The organism is Methanobrevibacter intestini, assembly GCF_047402955.1.
GTDB classification, from domain to species: domain Archaea; phylum Methanobacteriota; class Methanobacteria; order Methanobacteriales; family Methanobacteriaceae; genus Methanocatella; species Methanocatella intestini.
This window is the reverse complement of the sequence record NZ_CP187956.1, coordinates 681,573-702,606: the sequence shown is the minus strand read 5'-3', so window position 1 is coordinate 702,606 and position 21,034 is coordinate 681,573. Positions and strand designations below refer to the sequence as shown.

The window sequence follows — 21,034 nt, the reverse complement described above, 5'->3', positions numbered from 1 at the left end:
GATTATATGAGTTCAATCATTGAATTTAAAAATATAGGTAAACATTATCGCGATAGTGATTTTTCAATAGACAATTTCAATTTAAATGTTGAAAAAGGGGATTTTGTTACAATGATTGGTAGTTCAGGATGTGGAAAGACTACTGTTTTAAAAATGATTAATGGATTAATCACCCCTGATGAAGGTAGTATAATTGTAAATGGAATGGATGTTTCTAAATCAGACCGTGTTAAGTTAAGGAGAAAAATTGGATATGCAATTCAGGGAACAATGCTGTTTCCCCATTTAAATGTTAAGGAAAACATTGCTTATGTTCCTAATTTGATTCATGAAAAAGATAGTGAAAAAATCGACGAAGCTATTTATAAATGGTTGGATATTGTTGGACTGGATTCATCTATTTTAAACAGATATCCTCATGAACTCTCTGGAGGTCAGCAGCAAAGAGTAGGTATTGCAAGAGCACTTGCAGCATCACCAGCTATTTTATTGATGGATGAGCCATTTAGTGCTGTTGATGAGATAACAAGAACACAATTACAAAAGGAAATGAAAGAAATCCATGAAAAAACCAAAATTACAGTAATGTTTGTTACTCATGATATTCGGGAAGCATTATATTTGGCAGATAAAGTGTTGGTTATGCAGGATGGAATTATTCATCAGTTTGATACTCCAGATGAGGTGTTAAATCATCCTGCAACTCCTTTTGTTGAAAAATTATTGGAAAGAACAAAATTTATTTTAAATAAATAATTTTTCTAATTTTTCAAATAGGATAACATTTATTAATAACTAAGTTTAAATATTTAAGTATTCTATATATTTATTATATATAATTTTTACATAGCTATTTAGAGATACACTATAAATTTTATTATAGATAGCTATTTTTTAATCAAACATATTTTCAGATGTTTGTATTATTTTCGGAGGAATTATAATGGTTCGTGCTTATACAAGAAGAGATTATATTAGAAAAACCCCAAATTCAAGAATTGTTCAATATGATATGGGTAATTTAACTGACGAGTTTCCAGTTTCAGTAAGTTTAGCTGTAAAAAAACCTGCTCAAATTAGACACAACTCTTTAGAAGCAGCAAGGATTGCTTCTAACAGACTTATGCAAAGAAAAGCAGGAAGATTAGGTTACCACTTAAAATTAAGAACTTACCCTCACCAAATTGTAAGGGAAAATCCTATGGCTACTGGTGCAGGAGCAGATAGGGTTCAAAGTGGTATGAGAAATGCATTTGGTAAACCAATCAGTGTTGAAGCTATTGTTAAAGCGGGTCAAAGAATTATTACTATTGACACCAACAAGAAAAACTTTGAAGATGCTAAATTAGCATTAAAAAGAGCAGGAATGAAATTGCCAGTTTCCTGCAGAATTGTTGTTGACAAAGGTGAAGAATTAGTTTTATAAATTTAACTAATTTTTACTTACTCTTTTTTTTAATTTTTTTCAATCATTTTTTTACAGTTTCTTTTGATTAAATATTTAAGTGTTGAAATTTATACATTAAATATAATATTGGATATGTTTTTTATTTATTGAGAACATATTGTCAATGTATTGATATTAATTCATTTTAAAACCAAAGAGGTTATAATTCATGTATGTTGTAAAATTTGAGGATTTAGGCAAATCTGATATTGGAATTGCAGGGGGAAAAGGAGCTAACTTGGGAGAATTGACTCAAGCAGGTATTCCTGTTCCACCTGGTTTTGTAGTAACTGCCGAAACTTATGGAAAATTCATGGAAGATGCTGGAATTAACGGTAAAGTATTGGATATTCTTGCTAAAACAGATATCAACAATACTAAAGAACTTCAAGCTGCTGCTGAAGAGATTAAATCTATTATCATTGAAACTCCGGTTCCAGAAGACATGTCTACTTTAATTATTGAAGCTTATAATCAACTTTGTCAGAGAGTTGGTGAAGAAGATACTGATGTAGCTATTCGTTCTTCAGCTACTGCAGAAGATTTACCTGATGCTTCATTTGCAGGTCAGCAAGATACTTTTTTACATGTTTCTGGTAGTGAGGATGTAATTGATTACATAAGGAAATGTTGGGCATCTTTATTTGAAGCAAGAGCTATTTTTTACAGGGAAGAAAACGGTTTTGATCACTCAAAAGTGTACATTGCTGTTGTTGTTCAAAAAATGGCTATTGCAGATAAGGCGGGCGTAATGTTTACTGTAAACCCATCTACCGGTGAAGAAATAGCTTTAATTGAAGGATCATGGGGTCTTGGTGAAGCTGTTGTATCCGGCGATGTAACTCCTGATAATTATGTTGTAGACAAAAGCAATGACGAAGTTATTGGTGTTACTATAAGTGATAAAAAATTAATGTATGTAAAAGACGAAGACGGAACTAGTGTAAGGGTAGATGTTCCAGAGGATAAAAGAAACGAAAGAGTTTTATCTGATGAAGAGCTTGTTGAGTTAACTGAAATGGGTAAAAGGATTCAGGCTCATTATGGTGAACCAATGGATACTGAATGGGCTTTTGAAAAAGGTAATTTATTCTTATTACAGGCAAGACCAATTACTACTTTAGGTGATGACAATGGTGCAGCTAGTGAAGATTCTGCTGTTGGTGATAAAAATGTCATTGTTAAAGGTCTTGGAGCAAGTCCAGGTACAGCTTCCGGTAAAGTTAAAATCATTTTAGACATTGATGAACTGGATAAAATTAAAGACGGCGACATTATGGTTACAACTATGACTACTCCTGATATGGTTCCGGCTATGAGAAGAGCTAGCGGAATTATTACTGATGAAGGTGGAGTAACCTGCCATGCATCTATTATTTCCCGTGAACTTGGAATTCCTTGTGTTGTAGGAACCGGTTCAGCTACAACTACTTTAGAAGAAAATGTTGGAGTTACTTTAGATGGTAAAAAAGGTTTAGTTTATGAAGGAATCCATGAAAGTAAAGAAGAAGCAGCTCCAACAGCAGCTAATGTTGAAGCAGCTCCAATTATAACGGTTACTGAAGTAAAAGCTAATGTGAGTATGCCTGAAGCAGCTCAAAGAGCAGCAGCTACTGGTGCAGATGGTGTAGGATTACTTAGAACTGAACATTTAATGTTAACTGCAGGTATTCATCCTGGAAAATTCATTGCTGATGGAAGGGAAAATGAATTAATTGACACTATTGCAGAAAATGTAATGGTTGTAGCAGATGCATTTTATCCAAAACCAGTATGGTACAGAACTTTAGATGCACCAACTGATGAATTCATCACTTTAGAAGGTGGAGAAAACGAACCTGAAGAACACAATCCGATGTTAGGTTGGAGGGGAATCAGAAGGGAACTTGACCAACCTGAAATTCTTAAATGCGAATTCAAAGCTATTAAAAAACTTTATGATAAAGGTTATACTAATTTAGGAATTATGATTCCATTATCACAAAGTCCTGCTGAACTTAAACAGGCAAAAGAACTTTGTGCTAGTGTAGGTTTAATCCCTCATAAAGACATTGACTTTGGTATGATGGTGGAAATACCTGCAGCAGCTTTAACTATTGAAGATTACCTTGAAATTGGTGTTGATTTCGTAAGTTTAGGAACTAATGATTTAACACAATATACTCTTGCAGTAGACCGAAACAATGAATTTGTTGCAAAACATTATACTGAAGAACACCCTGCTGTAATGAAATTAATTGAAAGAACAATTAAAAAATGTGTTGAAGCGGGTGTTACTTGCAGTATCTGTGGTCAGGCAGGCAGTGTACCTCATATTGTTGAAAAACTTGTAGGATATGGAATTACCAGTGTATCCTCAAATGCAGATGCTGTAGCTGAAGTTAGAAAAACTGTAGCTAGGGCTGAGAAAAAAATTATTCTTGATGCTGCCCGTAAATCTCAAGAATAAATTTTATTTCTTTTTTTATTTTTTTTTAAAATATCACCTTATAAGGTTGTACTATGGAAGATAAACCAATATCCAAAAAAGACATACTTGAAGAATTGGATGAAATTCAATCAAAAGATCATAAATATAGTGACGGTAGAATATTAGGTTCTATGTGCACAGAAGCACATCCATTTGCTAAAGAAGTTTATTGTAAATTTTTAGACTCTAATTTGGGAGATCCGGGTCTTTTCAAAGGAACAAAATACATTGAAGATGAAGTTATAAACTCTATTGGTGAATTATTGTCGATTAGTAAACCTTATGGTAATATTGTAACTGGTGGAACTGAAGCTAATATAATGGCTATGAGAGCAGCAAGAAATCATGCTAGGAAATATAAAGGAATTAAAAATGGAGAAATTATAATTCCGGATTCTGCTCATTTTTCATTTAAAAAAGCTGCCGATATGATGAATTTAAAAATTATTGAAGCTAAATTAGATGAAAACTACAAGATAGATGTTGAATCAGTTAAGGAAAATATTTCTGATAAAACTGTAGCTATTGTAGCTATTGCAGGAACAACCGAATTAGGTTTGGTTGATCCTATTGAGGAATTGTCTAAAATAGCTTATGAAAATAATATTTATTTCCATGTTGATGCTGCATTTGGAGGTTTTTCAATACCTTTTTTAAAAAAAATAGGTTATGAATTTCCGCCTTTTGATTTTTCATTACCTGGGGTCTGTTCTATTACTGTTGATCCTCATAAAATGGGTTTAGCACCAATTCCTGCAGGCGGAATTTTATTTAGAAAAAAAGAGTATTTGGAAGTAATGGCTGTTGATTCCCCATATCTGACTGTTAAAACACAATCAACAATTGTCGGAACTCGTTCTGGAGCAGCTTCTGCAGCTACTTATGCTATTATGAAATATCTTGGAAATGAAGGCTATGAAAAACTGGCCGGAAACCTGATGGATAATACTCATTATTTTAAAGAAGGATTGGAAAAGATAGGTTATGATGTTGTTGTAGAACCTGAATTAAATATTGTAGCATTTAACCATCCGAATATGGAAGCGCATGATTTGGCAGATAAATTGGAAAATTTAGGATGGAGAGTTTCAGTAGCTAAATGTCCTGTAGCTATTCGTGTGGTTTTAATGAATCATATTACTAAGCAGCATTTAACTGATTTATTAAATGATTTGGCAGAAATTTATTAATTTATTTTATTTTCACTCTTTTTTTACAATTCAATTAACTATAAATATATATTATGCATAATTAGTTAACAACGGAGGTTTGTTAATTATGTGTACTGCTGCAAATTATTTAACAAAATGCCATTATTTTGGCCGTAATTTTGACTATGAAATTTCATATAATGAAAGAGTAACTATAACTCCAAGAAACTATCCTTTAATATTTCGGGATACTGAAGACATTGAAAATCATTATGGGATTATTGGCATAGCTGCAGGTATTGATGAATATCCTTTGTATTATGATGCATGTAATGAGAAAGGATTGGCTATGGGTGGATTAAACTTTCCAGATTATTGTGACTACAAGCCATTAAATGAGTCTAAAGTTAACATAGCTTCTTTTGAAATTATTCCATATATATTATCCCAATCAAAAACAATAAATGATGCCAAAAGATTATTGGTTGATTTAAATATTTCAAATGAGAAATTTTCAACTCAATTGCCTCCATCTCCACTTCATTGGATTATTTCAGATAGAAATGCTTCAATTGTTGTAGAGGTTGTAAAGGAAGGATTGAATGTTTATGATAATCCTGTAGGGGTTTTAACAAACAATCCTCCTTTTGATAAACAGCTGTTTAATTTAAATAATTATATGGCATTATCCAATAAGGCACCTGAAAATACATTTGGCGGAAATTTGGATTTGGCTATTTATAGTAGGGGAATGGGTTCAATTGGTCTTCCGGGTGATGTTTCTTCACAGTCCCGTTTTGTAAAAGCTTCTTTTGTTAAGGAGAATTCTGTTTCCGGAGACTCTGAAAAAGAAAGTGTGTCTCAGTTTTTCCATATCCTTGCATCTGTAGAACAGCAGAAAGGATGCACATTGGTGGAAGAACCTGATAAATTTGAATATACCATTTATTCAGATTGTTATAATACAGATAAAGGAATATTGTATTATAAAACATATGATGGTCCTCAGACATCTGTTAATATGCATGATGAGAATTTGGAAACTGATCAATTGATTAATTTTGAGTTAATTGATTAAAAAAATAGTTTGTGGGTGTTGTAGATACAACACCTGCAATAATTTAATGGATGTCCTCTACATACATTAAAGGATAATTCAACTCCTCAATAAACTCTATTCTTATTGTAGCCTGTACATCCTTTACTTTTGTATATACTTTAACATCAAGCATATCTCCAGTTAAAGAGGTGTAGTCAAAATCGCTCATTGATTCTTCCAGTTTGTCAAATCTAATTTTAACATCAACATCTTCAATAGCTGGCTGTAATTTTAATGATTCTTCCATACTTGTTTCTAAGCTTTTTTTAGAACTTTTATTTACAGGAGTTCCAACAAATTGGTGAAATAATGCTCCCATACTTATTGCACCTTCAAATATTGCTCTTTCTCTTGAGGTTATATTTGAAAAGTATTTTTCATCAACATCCATCTTTTACATTCCTCCGTTTAGCCATAATATTTTTTCATAAATTATATTGGAATCTATTGGGAAAACATAGAAATAGAATAATATTGCTGATATAATTAACACTGCAGCTAATATATAAATTCTATTGTCTTTAGGATAGAAATAACTAAATATTAATCCTATAACTAAAAATGCAGTAGCTATTATTAATGCATATGATTCATGAGGATTGTTTTGAATTATTTCATCATTTATCGGACCGACTTTGCTTAACTCACCTTCAATAATTAATCTGTGGGCAGTAGATCCAATTGGGTCACAGGTAATCAGATATATGTGAGTTCCATTACTTTGAGCATTGATGCGTGCAGTTGGTTCAACTATAGTCTTGTTTATGACGGTATAGTTTACTTCCCCTATTCCCGGCCATTCTAAAGTAATTATGTCTCCGTTATTTAATTCATTAAGTCTTAAGAATGGTGATCCCTGAAGAGTTCTGTGCCCAGATAGTATAACATCTCCATATGTTGGCGTAAATGATTTTGTATCGTGCATAACACCTTGTGAAAGAGATACATTATTTATTTTCTCTTCAATTCCAATAGTTGGTATATTTATAACAGGTGAATCTATATTTTTCTCAACAGCTATTTTTGATGAGAAATAGTTAACTTCTCCCGCAGCATATAATCCTAATATGATTATACAAATTATAACAACTAAAGTTGTAATTTTTGGTTTATTCATGTTATCAACTTTTTATTTTTTAGTTTAAAATATTTTACCTATTTTTTATAAGTTGAATTTATTTCATTAACCATCCATGCAGGAGCACTTGTTGTTGGAATTGTTAATATGATTTGATCCATATTATCTAATAAGAAATTAACTTTGTCTTGTGGTGTTTCAACAAGCAGCATATATTGAGCATCTAAATCTCCAAGATTAATTTGTCTTTCATAATTAGATAATTTTATACCATAATTCTGCAATAGCTCTGCAGTCTGTTTTTCATTGTACCCGTTTATTATTGAACCTTTTAAAAGTTCCAAAACATTTGATTTAAAAGTTTGTGTGTTTTCATTTGGATTTGTGTTATTTCCTTGGACAATTGTACCTGCTTTTGAGTATTCGCTGTCAATCTCTCCATTTTCTTCACATCTCATTATTGAAACCACAGTACATCCTTTTATATCTGGACTGGTTTGGTTATTTGGTGTTCCATTGTCTGTATAGTTTGAACTAGTATAAATATCAACAATACTTCCTACATTTACAAGTCCGGCTCCTGCCTGAAGTCTTGAAACTAAAATAGGCACTGATACCGTGTTCGGTTTTTTAAATTTAATTTTAGAGAGAACTTCTGCATTATTCTCATCAACAATAGTTAAAGCTTCACTGGCAGGTATTATGGCATTTTTGGTATTGTTGTCAGTATAGGTCACCATAGTTCTATTATATGGGTCTAAATTTGCATTTATGGACTTTTTATGAAATGTTTTCCAGTCTTTAGTAGCAGGTAACAATATATTTATGGATTCTACCTCATTTTTGCTTTTTGCATTGTTAATTTCATTTTCCAATATCATAGCTTCACTTGAACTTGTTAGAGCACCAGTATACAGATTATGAAGTTCATTAAGCTTTGTTGTTTTTGCTAAATTCAGTTCTTCTTGGGAGGGTTCATAAATTAAGAAATAATAAGCAGATATTACCAAAGTTAAGATAATTAAAGTTGTAATTATCATACCTATTTTTTTCTTTTCTTCATTTTCAATTATATTTTCCGGTTTTGGACCAATATATTTTCCTAATTTCTGATTAAATGATTTTAATATTTTTAAATCATTGTCTTCTGTTTTTTTGGGTTTTGGTCGTGGAATCTGACGGTTTTTAAGGTTATCTATATCCTCAAATCCTTGGGGATATAATGGATCTCTTGGTTTTTGGTCAATCATTAATTTATACCTCTACTTTTATTTAAAAAAGTAGATGGGTAATTTAATTAATTTTAATTAAATTAATTAACAGGTAATATAAGGAAAATATCAATAGTATTAATGCAGGTATGTTTATGCCAAAGAGTGTTAGACTTATTGGAAGTATAATTAACACAATTAACACTACAGAAACTCCAATAATAATTAAATTATCAAATTTGGGATATGTAACATTACTAATCATCAATAAAGACACTATAATCATTAATATTAAAGCAAGATAAATATTGAATAATCCGCTTAAATAGAATGTAGCTAATATAATGGCTATTCCAGGGATTGGAAATCCTATAAAGTCATGTGTTTGAATGTGGTCTGCTATTGCATTGTATCTGGTTAATCTTAAGATACCACAAGCTACAATTAATAAGCTAATGATTGTTGGAATTATTGAAAGATTATGGGGTATTGTGCTGCTAATTGTATAGAGAAATACTGCAGGTGCTGCACCAAATGATATGGCGTCTGAAAGGGAGTCTATATTTTGTCCAAATTTTAATGCATCATTTCTATTAATTTTCCTAGCTACCCAGCCATCTACAGAGTCAAACATGATGGCTATTATCATTAAAATAGCTGATGACTCAAAATTATGATTTATCGCAAAAAGGATTGAGATAAATCCACATATCATGTTCATTAGTGATATTCCATCGGATATTGCAAAAAAACTTTGAATCTTTGTACTTTCTAATTTCATGTAAAACTCCATTGATACTTTTTAACTCATTTATTATTAATTTTTTCTTGTTTTACTCATTATTTTTTCTTGTATCTTTATTTAATGATTGAATAATGGTATTTTTAGTGAAATAAACTAATTTATATGAGTTTTAAAAATTTATTTATTTCTTGAATTAATTTTTGATTTTAATTATTGTTATGCTTTATGCTAATTGTTGTGGTTAAAGTTATATTTTTAAAGATAAAATATATATAATAATAATGGGTAATTATTAATTGTTAAACTTTAATAAATTCAATTACTTTGTTGTAATTTATTTAAAGTTGAAGTAAAATATTAATATAATGCGAGTAGTTAAATGATAGAAGATATACAAGCACTTAGACAAGCTGCACGGTTAACACAGGATAATGAAAACCAAGATGAAAAAGTTTGGTGTATAGCTGCAGGAAATGTTAATTTGATAGATGACATAGCCTATAAAGCGATTGCTTCTAAGCATTCTGTAAAAATTCTATTTAGAGAACATGTTATATTAACAGATAAAAGATTAAATAAAAAATTTGATTTTATCATGTTGTATGGTAATTCAGGCAAAATTAATCAATTTAAAAGACTTTGTAATCAGAAGGGTGGGGCTTTTATACAAGTAACTCGCCATTATTTAACTGAAGAACCTAACTTGATGGTTTTAGTCGCTCCTGATGATATGATTAAAAATCTTGTTTATGTTCTTGAGAAATCAAAGGTTTCATTTGCGATTTTACAGGAATCTCAAACTACAGGTTTCATTGATGTTGATATAAATTCCAATGTTAAACTACCAAATTTTATTAAATCTGCTTTAAAGCCATTATATAATATAAGCGATGTTGTATTATCAACAGTTTTGATTTCAGTTGAAAAAGATGAAGATGTTGAAAAAGTCCAGAGTATAGCTACATCTAATAGGATATTTGTCATTGATTTTAAAGATATTGTAACGGAGGATTAGTCATGAATATTTTTGGAAATGAAGAAGAGGAACCACAAGCTAATGATACCAGAATCATTAGTAACAGTTTGGGAATAGATTTAGGAACTTTAAACACGGTAATTGCAAAACCATCTGGAGACAAATTTGATTTATATCAAATTCCATCAGTTGTCGCTGTTAAAAAGGATGATCCGTCTGAAGTTTTAGCAGTTGGGGAAGAAGCTAAAAAAATGCTTGGTAGGACTCCTGAAGATATTCTTGCTGTAAGGCCTTTGAAAAAAGGAGTTATTGAAAACGTAGCTCAAGCACAAGCTTTACTTATTAAAGCTATGCAAATTGGTATAGAAGAAGGAGAAAGTGTTGGAAGAATTGTTATAGGTATTCCAGGAGATTCTTCTGAAGTGGAAAAAAATGCAGCTGAAGAAATTGGTAGAAAAGCTGGAGCAGAAAACATTCTTGTAATTAGTGAAGGATTGGCAGCAGCTATTGGTGCTGGTTTACCTATTGCAGAACCAAATGGAACTATGGTTATTGATATTGGTGCAGGTTCAACTGATATTGTTATTATTTCTCTCGGTGGTATTAACGATATTGAAACAGTTAGGTGTGGTGGAGATGATGTTGATAACAGAATCGTTGAATTAGTTGCAGAAAAATACGATGTAGCTATTGGTATTCATGATGCAGAAGCTGCAAAAATAGAAGTTGGTATGATTCATTGCAGTGAACAACTTGAAAATTTAAGTGTTGAAGTTATTGGTAAATCATTAGAAACCAACAGGCCTAAAAAAGTTGTTATTGATTCAATGTTAGTTGCTGATGCTGTAGAACCATTTATGCAAGAAATTGTAGATGGTTTAAATGTGATTTTAGAAAGATTATCTCCTGAATTAATGATGGGAGTTTATAATAATGCAGTAGCAGTTGGAGGAAGTTCAAGACTTCGTGGATTAAAAGAAAGAGTTTTCGATGAAATATCTATTCCTATTGAAGTTTCTGATGATCCTATGACTGTTGTAGCAAAAGGTACAGCTATTGTTGCTGCAGAACCTCTTGCATTAGAACCTGAAGTTCGTCTTAGAGCTATGAAATAATTTTTTTAATTATTTCTTTTTTTTAAACTTTTTTTGCTGATTTTTATGGATGTATTAGGAATTGATGAAGCTGGTAGGGGATCTGTTTTAGGACCATTAGTTATTGCAGGAGTTATTGTCCCTGAAAAAATGGATAAAGTTTTAGAAAGAATGGGTGTAAAGGACTCTAAGCGTTTGACTCCTAATAGAAGAACAATTCTGTCTCGTAAATTAAAAAAAATGTTCGAATATGATTTGGTAGTAATTTCTGCTCAAGACATTGATAATATGAGGGCAGAGGGAATTAATCTTAATGAAATTGAAAGAATTGGGATGGAGAAAATTCTTTCTAATTTAAATCCTGAAAAAGCTATTGTTGATGCAGTTGATATTAAAGCAGAACGTTTTCAAAACAAGCTTGCAAATGACACCGGAGTGAATGTTGTAGCTGAACATAAAGCGGATGATAATTATATTGAAGTTAGTGCTGCTTCTATCATAGCTAAACAAGAAAGGGATTCACATATAAATGAAATCAATAAAGATTATATTAAAATAGGTGGAATTGGTTCGGGCTATCCTTCTGATCCCACCACTAAAAAATTTTTAACTAATTTTACATATGATGAAATGCCTGATTTTGTTAGGAAATCATGGGCAACTGTTGAGAAAATGAAAAATTCTCAATAGCTATTTTTTTAAAAACTATTAAGTATATGGTTAAATAAATTATTTTTATAAAAATATTATATTGAGGATAAAAATGATAGTTGAATATCTGACTCAATTTTTCGAAAATATCATGGAGATACTTACTCAGGGGGGAATTATTACTTATATAATTCTTTTTATTGGTATTTATGGTCTTCTTGTTTCATTAAGAAAAATTGTGTATCTTAAGAAAATTAGTAAGGTAGATACAACTGAAATTTTAGGTATTGTTTCTGCTTCTATGGAAAGAGGGGGAGCAGTTGAAGCATTAAAACAAATTAATTCTTTTAAAAATCCTATTTCTAAAATTATTTCTGAAACTTTAAAAATCGGTTATAAAAACAAAACTGAAGTTGAAGAAAGTATGGAACAAATTTTCATTGTTGAAGTAAGTAAAATGACTAAAGGATTAAATTCAATTAAAACAATTATTGAATTGGCTCCATTTTTAGGTTTGATAGGTACTGTAATTGGTATCTGGATGACTTTTAAAGCATTAGGAGTTAATCCTAATTCTGCAGCTATGGCAGAAGGTATTTATGTAGCTTTAACAACAACTATTGTAGGTTTGCTTGTAGCTATTATCATGTTGCCGATTCATACTTATATTCAAGGTTTAGTTGAAAATGAAATGGATAAAATTGAATTGGCTACTAAAATGACTAATTGGGGTTATGCAGTAGTTAAAATAAGAGTTGAAGCTAATGTTGAATGTGCATTAGAAGCTCTTCAAGAAGCCGAAGGTGTTGTTAATACTAGACTAATTTCTGATCCTTATGCAAACATTAAGGTTTCATTTAAACCTAGTATGTTAGATAAAAGTATTTCGAATATTATATTGGAAAAGTGCAATGTTAATGCTGAAATAATTGAAAGTAAATTGAGACAATAAGTGATTTTATGAGAATTGATGTTAAATCATATAAAGAGAAGGTTCTTAACAGGAAACCGTCTATTAACTTAGTTCCACTTATAGATATTTTATTTACAATTATGATTTTCTTGGTTGTGACAAGTAATTTCTCAGCATCAGATATGTCTGCTGATGATGCATCTTCTACTGACTCAGGAACAGGCAAACCAAATGTAACTGATGTTTCTGGAGATGCTGAATATTATGTTGTGCCTGTAGCTAATTTGCATAAAGTTGTTGTTGATGGTAAAGACATGTCTGATTTAATATCGCAAAATGCTATTGGTGTTAAAGCTAATGTTATCGATGAGGGACAAATACAAATAAAACCTGGAGAGATTATTATAACTACTCCTGCAGGTGTGTCTCCTGAAGATGCTGTTAGAAGTCCAAATACTACTTAAGAGGTTGAAAAATGTATACGGGGAGAATTTTATCTATTGGTATGAATTGTGATGGTAAACCTTTTGTGGCGTATAGAGTATCTAGTAGGTCATTTCCTAATAGGCAATGTTTAAAATTTGATAATAGAGCATCTATCGTGCCAAAGGAAGGTTTTGAAAAAGATATTTTTGAAAATACTTACATTACATATAATTGTATACGCATTGTAAAAGATATGGCTATTGTATCTAATGGTTCACATACAGATGTAATAGCTGATAAAATAGCTTTGGGGATGAATATTAAAGATGCAATAGCTTATTCATTGCTTACTTTGGATTATGAGAAAGATGATTATCATACTCCACGTATTGCAGGAGTTGTTACATCTACAAATAAAAAGGATGATTATATCTGCTATGTGGGAATAGCTAATGATGAAAAATTATTGGTTGACAAAATCCCATATGGCGAAGCTGTATTTATTTCCACATATGGAAGTCAGTTCTATGATTCAGTAGATTTTGATGCAAAAACAGCTGAAGATGCTGCAAAATTTATTTTTGACGGAGGCATTTTTGCCAATTATAAAAAAGCAGTAACTGCAGGTGCAGCTGTTTTTGATGGGGAATGGAATATAGGCAATTTCAATCCTTAATTTTTTATTTTTTTTAAGATGATTAATATGTCAATAGAATTAATTGGTTTAGACAATATTCCATTAGTTGAACCTAATGATGATATTTGTCAAATAATTAAAGATGCAATTGAAAAACAGGGTTGTTTATTAAAACATGGAGATATTATTTTAATAGCTGAAACTTTAATTTCAAAAGCAGAAGGAAATGTTATCAAATTAGGAGATATAATTCCATCTGAAGAATCCATAATTATTGCTAAACAGTCTAAAAAAGATTCTAAATTGGTTGAAGCTATTATAAATGAATCCCGAGAAGTGGTTGCTGTTGGTCCTGATTTCATTATTACTGAAACTAAACAGGGTTTTGTCTGTGCAAATTCAGGTATTGATGAGTCTAATGTTGATAAAGGGCTAGCTACTCCCATGCCTGAAGATGCTGATAAGTCTGCAAGACAAATCAGAGAATTTTTGGAAAATGAATTTGATGAGGAAATTGCAGTTTTAATTACTGATACTCAGGGAAGAGCATTTAGAAATGGTGCTGTTGGTGTGGCTATTGGATGCTCTGGAATTAATCCGTTATGGAAACGGGCTGGTGAAAAGGATTTATATGGTCGCGAACTTCAGACTAGTGAAGTAGCTACTGGTGATGAACTTGCTGCAGCAGCATCTCTTGTTATGGGTCAGGCTGATGAGGGCCTTCCTGTTGTTATTATTCGCGGATTTGATAATTTTGATAAGCTAAGAGACACTGATACTGGAATCAATCCGTTGCTCAGACCAAAAGAATTTGATGTATTTAGAAATTAATCTGGAGACTAACTTAAAATGATTACTGTATTATCTGGGGGAACTGGCACTCCAAAATTGTTGCAAGGTTTAAAAGAAGTTATTGATCCTAAAGATATGACTATTATTGTCAATACTTTAGAAAATGAATACTTTTCAGGTGTTTATGTATCAGCAGACATTGACACTGTGTTATACACTATGGCAGACATGATTAATGAAGAGTTCTGGTATGGTGTTAAAAATGATACATTTATCACTCATGAAAGGCTTGATGAATTAGGCACTCCAGAGTTGCTTAGAATAGGGGATATTGATAGGGCTACTAAAATACAAAAGACTCTGTTGATGGAAAATCATTCACTTGCTGAAGCTGTTGATATTCAGGCAAGCAATATGCATATAAGTTCTAAAATTTTGCCTATGAGTAATGAAAATTCAGATATTAAAATCATTACAGATATGGGGGAACTGGAATTTCATGACTTTTTAATAAAACATCAGAGCAAACCTGAAGTTTTGGATGTCAGATTTTCCAAAGTAACTCCTGCAAAAGGAATTATTGAAGTTATTAATAATTCAGATGCAGTTATTATTGGCCCGTCTAATCCGATAACTTCAATATCTCCAATATTATCTTTAGATGGTGTTAAGGAAGCTTTAAAAAATACTCATGTAATAGCAGTTTCTCCAATTATAGGTACTGATTCTGTAAGTGGTCCCGCCAGTAAATTTATGAATGCACTTGGAATTGAAGTTTCATCAGTAGGTGTAGCTTCTTTATATGAAAGTTTTTTAGATACAATAGTTATTGATAAAAAAGATAATAATTTAAAGGATGATTTAGAAAAAATTGTTAGTGAAGTAATTGTTACAAATACAATTATGAAAACTTTAGATGATAAGAAAAAATTAGCTAAAATAATATTAAATGATATTTCTTAGAGAAATGGTGGCTTAAATGATACAAATGACTTTAATACAAATTGATAATTATGGTCCATGGACTGTGACTCCAAGACCACGTAATGAATCAGATTTACAAATTTTACAAGCAGAATTATATGCAGATTTGGAAAGACAATTTGCAAATAAAAAAGGTTTGGTTTTCTTTACCCGATTTGATAATTTGCTTGCTGTTACAAATGGTATTGATGAGGAAGACCACTTGAGAATTCAGAGATCCATTAGAAATAGGTATCCAATCACTATCAGTATGGGTGTTGGAGCAGCTGAAACTCCTCATGAAGCTCAAAAATTAGCTACTATTGCCTTACAAAAAGAAGGTGGGGCTCAATCTTCAAAAAGAAAAGAAATTTTAGCTATTGATAGTTTAGCTCCTGCAGATGAAGATAATTTAGTTCAGGCAGCTCATATTGATATTAATAGTGTTACAGAAACATTAACTGATATTGAATCTGCATTTGATACTAATTTCATGGTTAATAAAGCACAGCATTATTTAATGACTAAATTAATTAAAAAAGGAGCATTACTCTTTTTCATTGGTGGAGATAACTTTATGGCTCCATGTAACGGATTGTCTGAAAAGGACATTGAAGATATTTTAGTTGAAATTAATGATGAAATTGGAATTGGTCTTAAAGCAGGTATCGGTATTGGCCGTAATATGGAAGATGCTGCATATATGGCAGATTTAGGACTTGAAGAAATCCGTGAACATGACAACGGAATGTGGACATGGGTTATTGAAAAAGAATATTAAGGGGGCTTCTAAATTAAAGTCATAGCTCCAATGGCAGGAATAACAGATGCTGAATTTTTAAATAAAGTTATTCCATTTGGATTTGACACGGCCACATTAGGCGGTTACAGTTTAGATGCTGAAACAATAGAAGCCAGTGAAAAAATAATCAAAAGAGGAAGAAATGAGTTTCATTTTCTTCAGGATGAAATTATAGACCATATTAAAAAAGAAGTTAATTTAATTAAAAAACAGCATCCTGATGTTAAAGTCTCAGTTAATGTCAGGTCAACTACTCCACAGCCTATTATTGAAGTAAGTAAAATAGACAATTTGGATATTGTTGAAATTAATTGTCATTGTCGCCAGGAAGAAATTTTAGCTATTGGCTGTGGTCAGAATATGTTAAAAAGAGAGGATTTGGCTGATTATATTAAGGATGTTGTTGACAATGCTTCTTGTGAGGTTTCAGTTAAGATTCGAGCTAATGTTGAAGGTAGTGACACTTTAAAAATAGCTAAACTGATTGAAAACGCAGGAGCTGACTATTTGCATATTGATGCAATGAAAGCAGGAATTTTTGATGCTGATTATGATTTGTTAACTGAAATTTGTTCTAATACTAATATTAAAGTTATTGGAAATAATTCTATAGACAGCGAACAAAAAATTGAAAAGATGCTTAAAACAGGAGTTTATGGCTTTTCAATAGCTAGGGCACTTATTTCTGGCAAATTGAACTTTAATATATCTAATTTTTAAATATATAACACCATTATATAACAATAATTATTAGAAAATATTATAAATGGTTTAAAAGATAAATAAATACTGATTTTATAAAAGGTGATTTCATGGATTTTATTACTCTTAAGAATATTACAAAAACATTTAATGGTGTTGATGTTCTTAAAAATATTAATTTGAAAATCAAAGAAGGGGAAACTTTAGGTATTTTAGGACGTAGTGGTAGTGGAAAATCTGTATTAATTAACATGCTTAGAGGTACATTGGATTACAAACCTGATAAAGGTCAGGTTATCTTTAATCTTGCTATTTGTCCAGATTGTTTGGCTGTTGAATCTCCATCTCATGCAGGGGAAAAATGCTCCTGTGGTGGAACTTACGAAGCAAAAGAAGTTGATTTCTTCAATGCTGAAAGAAAAGAATTTGCAAGTATTAAAAGAAGAATAGCTATCATGTTGCAACGTAACTTTGCATTATACGATGAAGAAACTGTAATTGAAAATGTTATGAGGGCAATGAGTGATGAATATGATTATGAAGACAATCTTTATGATGCTTTAGACTTGTTGGAAATGGTTCAGATGAACCACAGAATTACTCATGTTGCACGTGACTTAAGTGGTGGAGAAAAACAAAGAGTTGTACTTGCAAGACAATTAGCAAAACAGCCTATGATGTTTTTAGCTGATGAACCAACAGGTACTCTTGATCCTCAAACTGCTGAAAAACTTCACAATACATTAATTGAAGGTGTAAAAGATAAAGGAATCACTATGCTAATCACCTCTCACTGGCCTGAAATCATGAATGATCTGGCAGATCATGTTATCTGGTTGGAACATGGAGAAATTAAAGAGGAAGGAGAACCTGAAAATGTTGTGAATCATTTTCTTGATACTGTTCCAGTACCTGAAAAAGTAGAAAATCCGGAAATTGGGGCTCCTGAAGTTAGAATGGATGATGTTAAAAAACATTACTATTCAATTGAAAGGGGAGTAGTTAAAGCTGTTGATGGAATTGATTTAGCCATAAACAAGGAAGAAATCTTTGGTATTGTAGGTTTAAGTGGTGCTGGAAAAACAACACTTACTAAAATGTTAATAGGGCTGACTGAACCAAGTAGCGGTAAAATTGAAGTAAAACTTGGTGATGAATGGGTTGACATGAGTAAAAGCGGTCCTCTTAATAGGGGTCGTGTAATTCCATATATGGGATTATTACATCAGGAATATTCATTATATCCTCACAGAACTATTTTAGGAAACTTGACTGATGCTATTAGTTTGGAATTGCCTGCAGAATTTGCAAAAATCAAAGCTATTCATGTATTGACTACTGTCGGTTTTGATGAAAATGTAGCTGAATGCTTACTTGATAAATATCCTGATGAATTAAGTGTCGGGGAAAAACACAGAGTAGCTCTTGCACAAGTTCTTATTAAAGAACCTAAAATAATTATTTTAGATGAACCGACAGGTACAATGGATCCAATCACCCGTGTAATTGTAACTGATTCTATTTTAAAAGCTAGAAAAGAATTGGAGCAAACCTTTATTATCATTTCTCACGATATGGACTTTGTATTGGATGTCTGTGACAGGTCTGCTTTAATGAGAGGTGGAAAAATCCTTGATGTAGGAACTCCTGATGAAATAGTTAAACAGTTAACTGCAGATGAAAAAGAAGGAATGTTTAAAAATTAATTCCTTTTTTTTATTTTTAGAGGGTGGGAAGAAAGTAATTTGATCTTATTTTTCACATACTTTTGTTTTTATTTTTTTGTTTATTTTAGATTCATTTTGTGTATTAATGTTCTTACGTGTTTTTCTGAAAAATTTACTTGATATTCATCTTCTATTATTTGTTTTATTTCTTTTGTGTTTGTTATATTGTTTTTTATTAAGTATTTTTTTAGTTCTTCTAATTGTTCTGAAGATATTTTTGATTGTTTTCCGCCTTTATATCTTGGTTTTAAGCCTTCAATGCCTTCTTTGTTCCATCGCTCTTGCCATATGTATCCGACTCGTTTAGTAACACCAATTAGGGCTACTGCTTCATCTACACTTTTTCCTTGATATCTGTAATTAATAAATTTTAAGCGTTCTAATACTTTTAATTCTTTTTCTAAATCTTTTATTTTTTGTGTAAGTTCTTTTTGAGTTATTTTTCTCTCAATGGGTATTTGTTCTTGGTTTGTCATTAGTTTAATATTTATAGTATGAAGTATAAATATATTAGTATAAAAAGATAGGTTAATATAATGTATTTAAATAACATTATTAATAATTCAATGGATTTAAATGAACTTAAAAAGTTATTAGATTTTGAAGATATAAAAACAAAGCATGAAAAATTTGTATTTTTCATTGATTACTTTGTAAACTGGTTTTTCAACAATCATGATATTGAAAAACGAACCAATAAAATTGGCCGACCAAGATATAGTGAAATTTCACTTTGTAAAGTGCTTATTTTGGCATCAAGCGAAGGCATAACAAGTGGAAGAAAAATAAACACGAAATTATTATTTGATACAAGATATCAAAAGCTAATGAACTATGAAACACCATCTTATCATTTGATAAATGATTTCAAAAGAAAATCACATCAAATCATAAGTGATTTATTTGTTGACTGCGTTAAATTCGCCCAATATTATCAATTCTTAGATTTATCAACTATTGCAATTGATGGAAGTAAAATACGGGCCAATGCATCAAAATCAAAAATATTAAAAATGGAAGACATCTATTTCCTCCAATATATCTTTAAACAAGAAAAAACACAACAATTCACCAATCAAATCGAAAAATCACACACTATTTCAAGAAAAGACAAATTAATAAAAGAAGCACAAAAATATTTAATTGAAACTAAAAAAGAAATAAACAAAAACAACTCAAAACAAAAAAAGAAAGTACGAAAAGGCTGTATAAACTATTTTACAAAAGCAATAAAATCAATAAATCATTACACACATGCAATAATCGAATTAGATGAAATGGAGCAAATTTTAACTAAAAGCAAACAAAGAAGCATAAGCACAACAGACAAAGAAGCACTTTGGATGCTAAATAAAAAAGGAGGAACGGACTTCAATTACAACATACAATCAGTAAATGACACAAAAACAGGAATAATAATAGATATAAACTTAATACGAGACCCCATAGATTTAAACTCATTAATACCTGAAATAAACAATGTTCAAAAAAATTTAAACATCACACTCAAAAACACAGTAATACTAGCAGATAATGGATATTACTCAGAATATGCACTTGATTACATGGAAAACCACAATCTAACAGCAATAATACCAAATAGAACACAATCAATGAAAGTAAAATCAAAAAACAAAGAAAATAAACCATTTGGAAAAGTAAACTTCACATACAAAGCAGAAGAAGACACTTATATATGCCCAAATAACAAAATACTCCCATTTCAAAAAGAATACTTCTCTAATGGCACAACTAAAAAATTATATTACACAACAGAATGCAAATACTGTCACAATCAAACAAAATGTGCAGGATACAACCAATACAAAACAATAACCGAATATGGAACAGAATCAAGAAAAAACATGGCCATTAAATTCGAAGATCCAAAAGAAAAAGAAACCTACAAAAAAAGAAGCACAATAGAAATAGTCTTTGGAAACCTAATAAAAAACCTAGAATACAGACAAACAAACTCATACGGACTACAAAACGTCAAAACAGAACTAACACTACTTATAATAGCAATAAACCTCAAAAAAATATTCAACAAAATAACCGAAAATTAAAAAAAAACATAATCAATGGATAAAAATAACCCTAAAACAACTATCAAATAAAAATATAACAATTGATATAAACTTATTTTA

22 protein-coding genes are annotated in these 21,034 nt (G+C 30.9%); 17 read left to right on the top strand and 5 right to left on the bottom strand.

Translation table 11 applies throughout. From position 1 onward, the window contains the following. Positions 1-6 precede the first annotated feature (6 nt). The 5 genes from ACMC9J_RS03270 to bsh all read left to right on the top strand — a co-directional run bounded on the left by ACMC9J_RS03270 (position 7) and on the right by bsh (position 6,146). Positions 7-756 (top strand): ABC transporter ATP-binding protein, encoded by a 750-nt coding sequence (locus ACMC9J_RS03270; protein WP_004032945.1) that lies wholly within the window; start codon positions 7-9, stop codon positions 754-756. 187 nt (positions 757-943) lie between these two features. Further along, positions 944-1,426 (top strand): 50S ribosomal protein L16, encoded by a 483-nt coding sequence (gene rplJ, locus ACMC9J_RS03265; protein ID WP_004032946.1) that lies wholly within the window; start codon positions 944-946, stop codon positions 1,424-1,426. 190 nt (positions 1,427-1,616) lie between these two features. Then, positions 1,617-3,896, top strand: a complete 2,280-nt coding sequence (ppsA, locus tag ACMC9J_RS03260; RefSeq protein ID WP_304160052.1) for a phosphoenolpyruvate synthase — start codon at positions 1,617-1,619, stop codon at positions 3,894-3,896. A gap of 53 nt (positions 3,897-3,949) precedes the next feature. After that, positions 3,950-5,107, top strand: coding sequence for a tyrosine decarboxylase MfnA (gene mfnA, locus ACMC9J_RS03255; RefSeq protein ID WP_019264882.1), 1,158 nt, complete (start codon positions 3,950-3,952; stop codon positions 5,105-5,107). 88 nt (positions 5,108-5,195) lie between these two features. Then, the gene (bsh, locus tag ACMC9J_RS03250; protein ID WP_019264881.1) at positions 5,196-6,146 is read left to right on the top strand and encodes a choloylglycine hydrolase; all 951 of its coding nucleotides are present in this window, start codon (positions 5,196-5,198) and stop codon (positions 6,144-6,146) included. A gap of 43 nt (positions 6,147-6,189) precedes the next feature. Here bsh and ACMC9J_RS03245 read toward each other — a convergent pair whose 3' ends face one another. The 4 genes from ACMC9J_RS03245 to ACMC9J_RS03230 are packed head-to-tail and all read right to left on the bottom strand — an operon-like array spanning position 6,190 to position 9,237. After that, entirely contained in the window at positions 6,190-6,558 is a 369-nt protein-coding gene (locus ACMC9J_RS03245; RefSeq protein ID WP_427003541.1) for a dihydroneopterin aldolase family protein, read from the bottom strand. A gap of 3 nt (positions 6,559-6,561) precedes the next feature. Next, positions 6,562-7,284, bottom strand: a complete 723-nt coding sequence (locus ACMC9J_RS03240) for a class E sortase (RefSeq protein ID WP_019264879.1) — start codon at positions 7,282-7,284, stop codon at positions 6,562-6,564. 38 nt (positions 7,285-7,322) lie between these two features. Further along, a complete protein-coding gene (locus tag ACMC9J_RS03235) occupies positions 7,323-8,495 on the bottom strand; it encodes a hypothetical protein (RefSeq protein ID WP_427003540.1) in 1,173 nt (390 codons plus the stop codon). A 43-nt stretch (positions 8,496-8,538) separates the two neighbouring features. Further along, complete coding sequence (locus ACMC9J_RS03230) at positions 8,539-9,237, bottom strand: archaetidylserine synthase (protein ID WP_019264877.1); 699 nt, start codon at positions 9,235-9,237, stop codon at positions 8,539-8,541. A 343-nt stretch (positions 9,238-9,580) separates the two neighbouring features. Here ACMC9J_RS03230 and ACMC9J_RS03225 point away from each other — a divergent pair, with 343 nt between their 5' ends. From ACMC9J_RS03225 to atwA, 11 genes are all read left to right on the top strand, one after another. Then, the gene (locus ACMC9J_RS03225; protein ID WP_427003539.1) at positions 9,581-10,216 is read left to right on the top strand and encodes a hypothetical protein; all 636 of its coding nucleotides are present in this window, start codon (positions 9,581-9,583) and stop codon (positions 10,214-10,216) included. A 2-nt stretch (positions 10,217-10,218) separates the two neighbouring features. Further along, a complete protein-coding gene (locus ACMC9J_RS03220) occupies positions 10,219-11,292 on the top strand; it encodes a rod shape-determining protein (RefSeq protein WP_019264875.1) in 1,074 nt (357 codons plus the stop codon). Between the two features lie 45 nt (positions 11,293-11,337). Then, a complete protein-coding gene (gene rnhB / locus ACMC9J_RS03215) occupies positions 11,338-11,961 on the top strand; it encodes a ribonuclease HII (protein WP_019264874.1) in 624 nt (207 codons plus the stop codon). Positions 11,962-12,034: 73 nt separating this feature from the next. Beyond that, positions 12,035-12,874, top strand: coding sequence for a MotA/TolQ/ExbB proton channel family protein (locus tag ACMC9J_RS03210; protein WP_427003538.1), 840 nt, complete (start codon positions 12,035-12,037; stop codon positions 12,872-12,874). An 8-nt stretch (positions 12,875-12,882) separates the two neighbouring features. Continuing rightward, on the top strand, positions 12,883-13,299 hold the full coding sequence (locus ACMC9J_RS03205; protein WP_019264872.1) for an ExbD/TolR family protein: 417 nt from the start codon (positions 12,883-12,885) through the stop codon (positions 13,297-13,299). Positions 13,300-13,310: 11 nt separating this feature from the next. Further along, positions 13,311-13,937 carry an IMP cyclohydrolase gene (locus tag ACMC9J_RS03200; protein ID WP_019267898.1) on the top strand — a complete coding sequence of 209 codons (627 nt, stop codon included), beginning with the start codon at positions 13,311-13,313 and terminating at the stop codon, positions 13,935-13,937. A gap of 18 nt (positions 13,938-13,955) precedes the next feature. Then, positions 13,956-14,729 (top strand): coenzyme F420-0:L-glutamate ligase, encoded by a 774-nt coding sequence (locus ACMC9J_RS03195; protein ID WP_019264870.1) that lies wholly within the window; start codon positions 13,956-13,958, stop codon positions 14,727-14,729. An 18-nt stretch (positions 14,730-14,747) separates the two neighbouring features. Beyond that, positions 14,748-15,653 (top strand): 2-phospho-L-lactate transferase, encoded by a 906-nt coding sequence (gene cofD / locus ACMC9J_RS03190; RefSeq protein ID WP_019264869.1) that lies wholly within the window; start codon positions 14,748-14,750, stop codon positions 15,651-15,653. Between the two features lie 16 nt (positions 15,654-15,669). Next, entirely contained in the window at positions 15,670-16,434 is a 765-nt protein-coding gene (locus tag ACMC9J_RS03185) for a GTP cyclohydrolase III (RefSeq protein WP_019264868.1), read from the top strand. 30 nt (positions 16,435-16,464) lie between these two features. Further along, on the top strand, positions 16,465-17,175 hold the full coding sequence (locus ACMC9J_RS03180) for a tRNA-dihydrouridine synthase (protein ID WP_019267897.1): 711 nt from the start codon (positions 16,465-16,467) through the stop codon (positions 17,173-17,175). Positions 17,176-17,267: 92 nt separating this feature from the next. Beyond that, a complete protein-coding gene (atwA, locus tag ACMC9J_RS03175; RefSeq protein ID WP_427003537.1) occupies positions 17,268-18,863 on the top strand; it encodes a methyl coenzyme M reductase system, component A2 in 1,596 nt (531 codons plus the stop codon). A gap of 80 nt (positions 18,864-18,943) precedes the next feature. Here atwA and ACMC9J_RS03170 read toward each other — a convergent pair whose 3' ends face one another. Then, the gene (locus ACMC9J_RS03170) at positions 18,944-19,360 is read right to left on the bottom strand and encodes a helix-turn-helix domain-containing protein (RefSeq protein WP_177812763.1); all 417 of its coding nucleotides are present in this window, start codon (positions 19,358-19,360) and stop codon (positions 18,944-18,946) included. A 60-nt stretch (positions 19,361-19,420) separates the two neighbouring features. Here ACMC9J_RS03170 and ACMC9J_RS03165 point away from each other — a divergent pair, with 60 nt between their 5' ends. After that, on the top strand, positions 19,421-20,953 hold the full coding sequence (locus ACMC9J_RS03165; protein ID WP_427003217.1) for an IS1182 family transposase: 1,533 nt from the start codon (positions 19,421-19,423) through the stop codon (positions 20,951-20,953). The last annotated feature ends 81 nt before the right edge of the window (positions 20,954-21,034 follow it).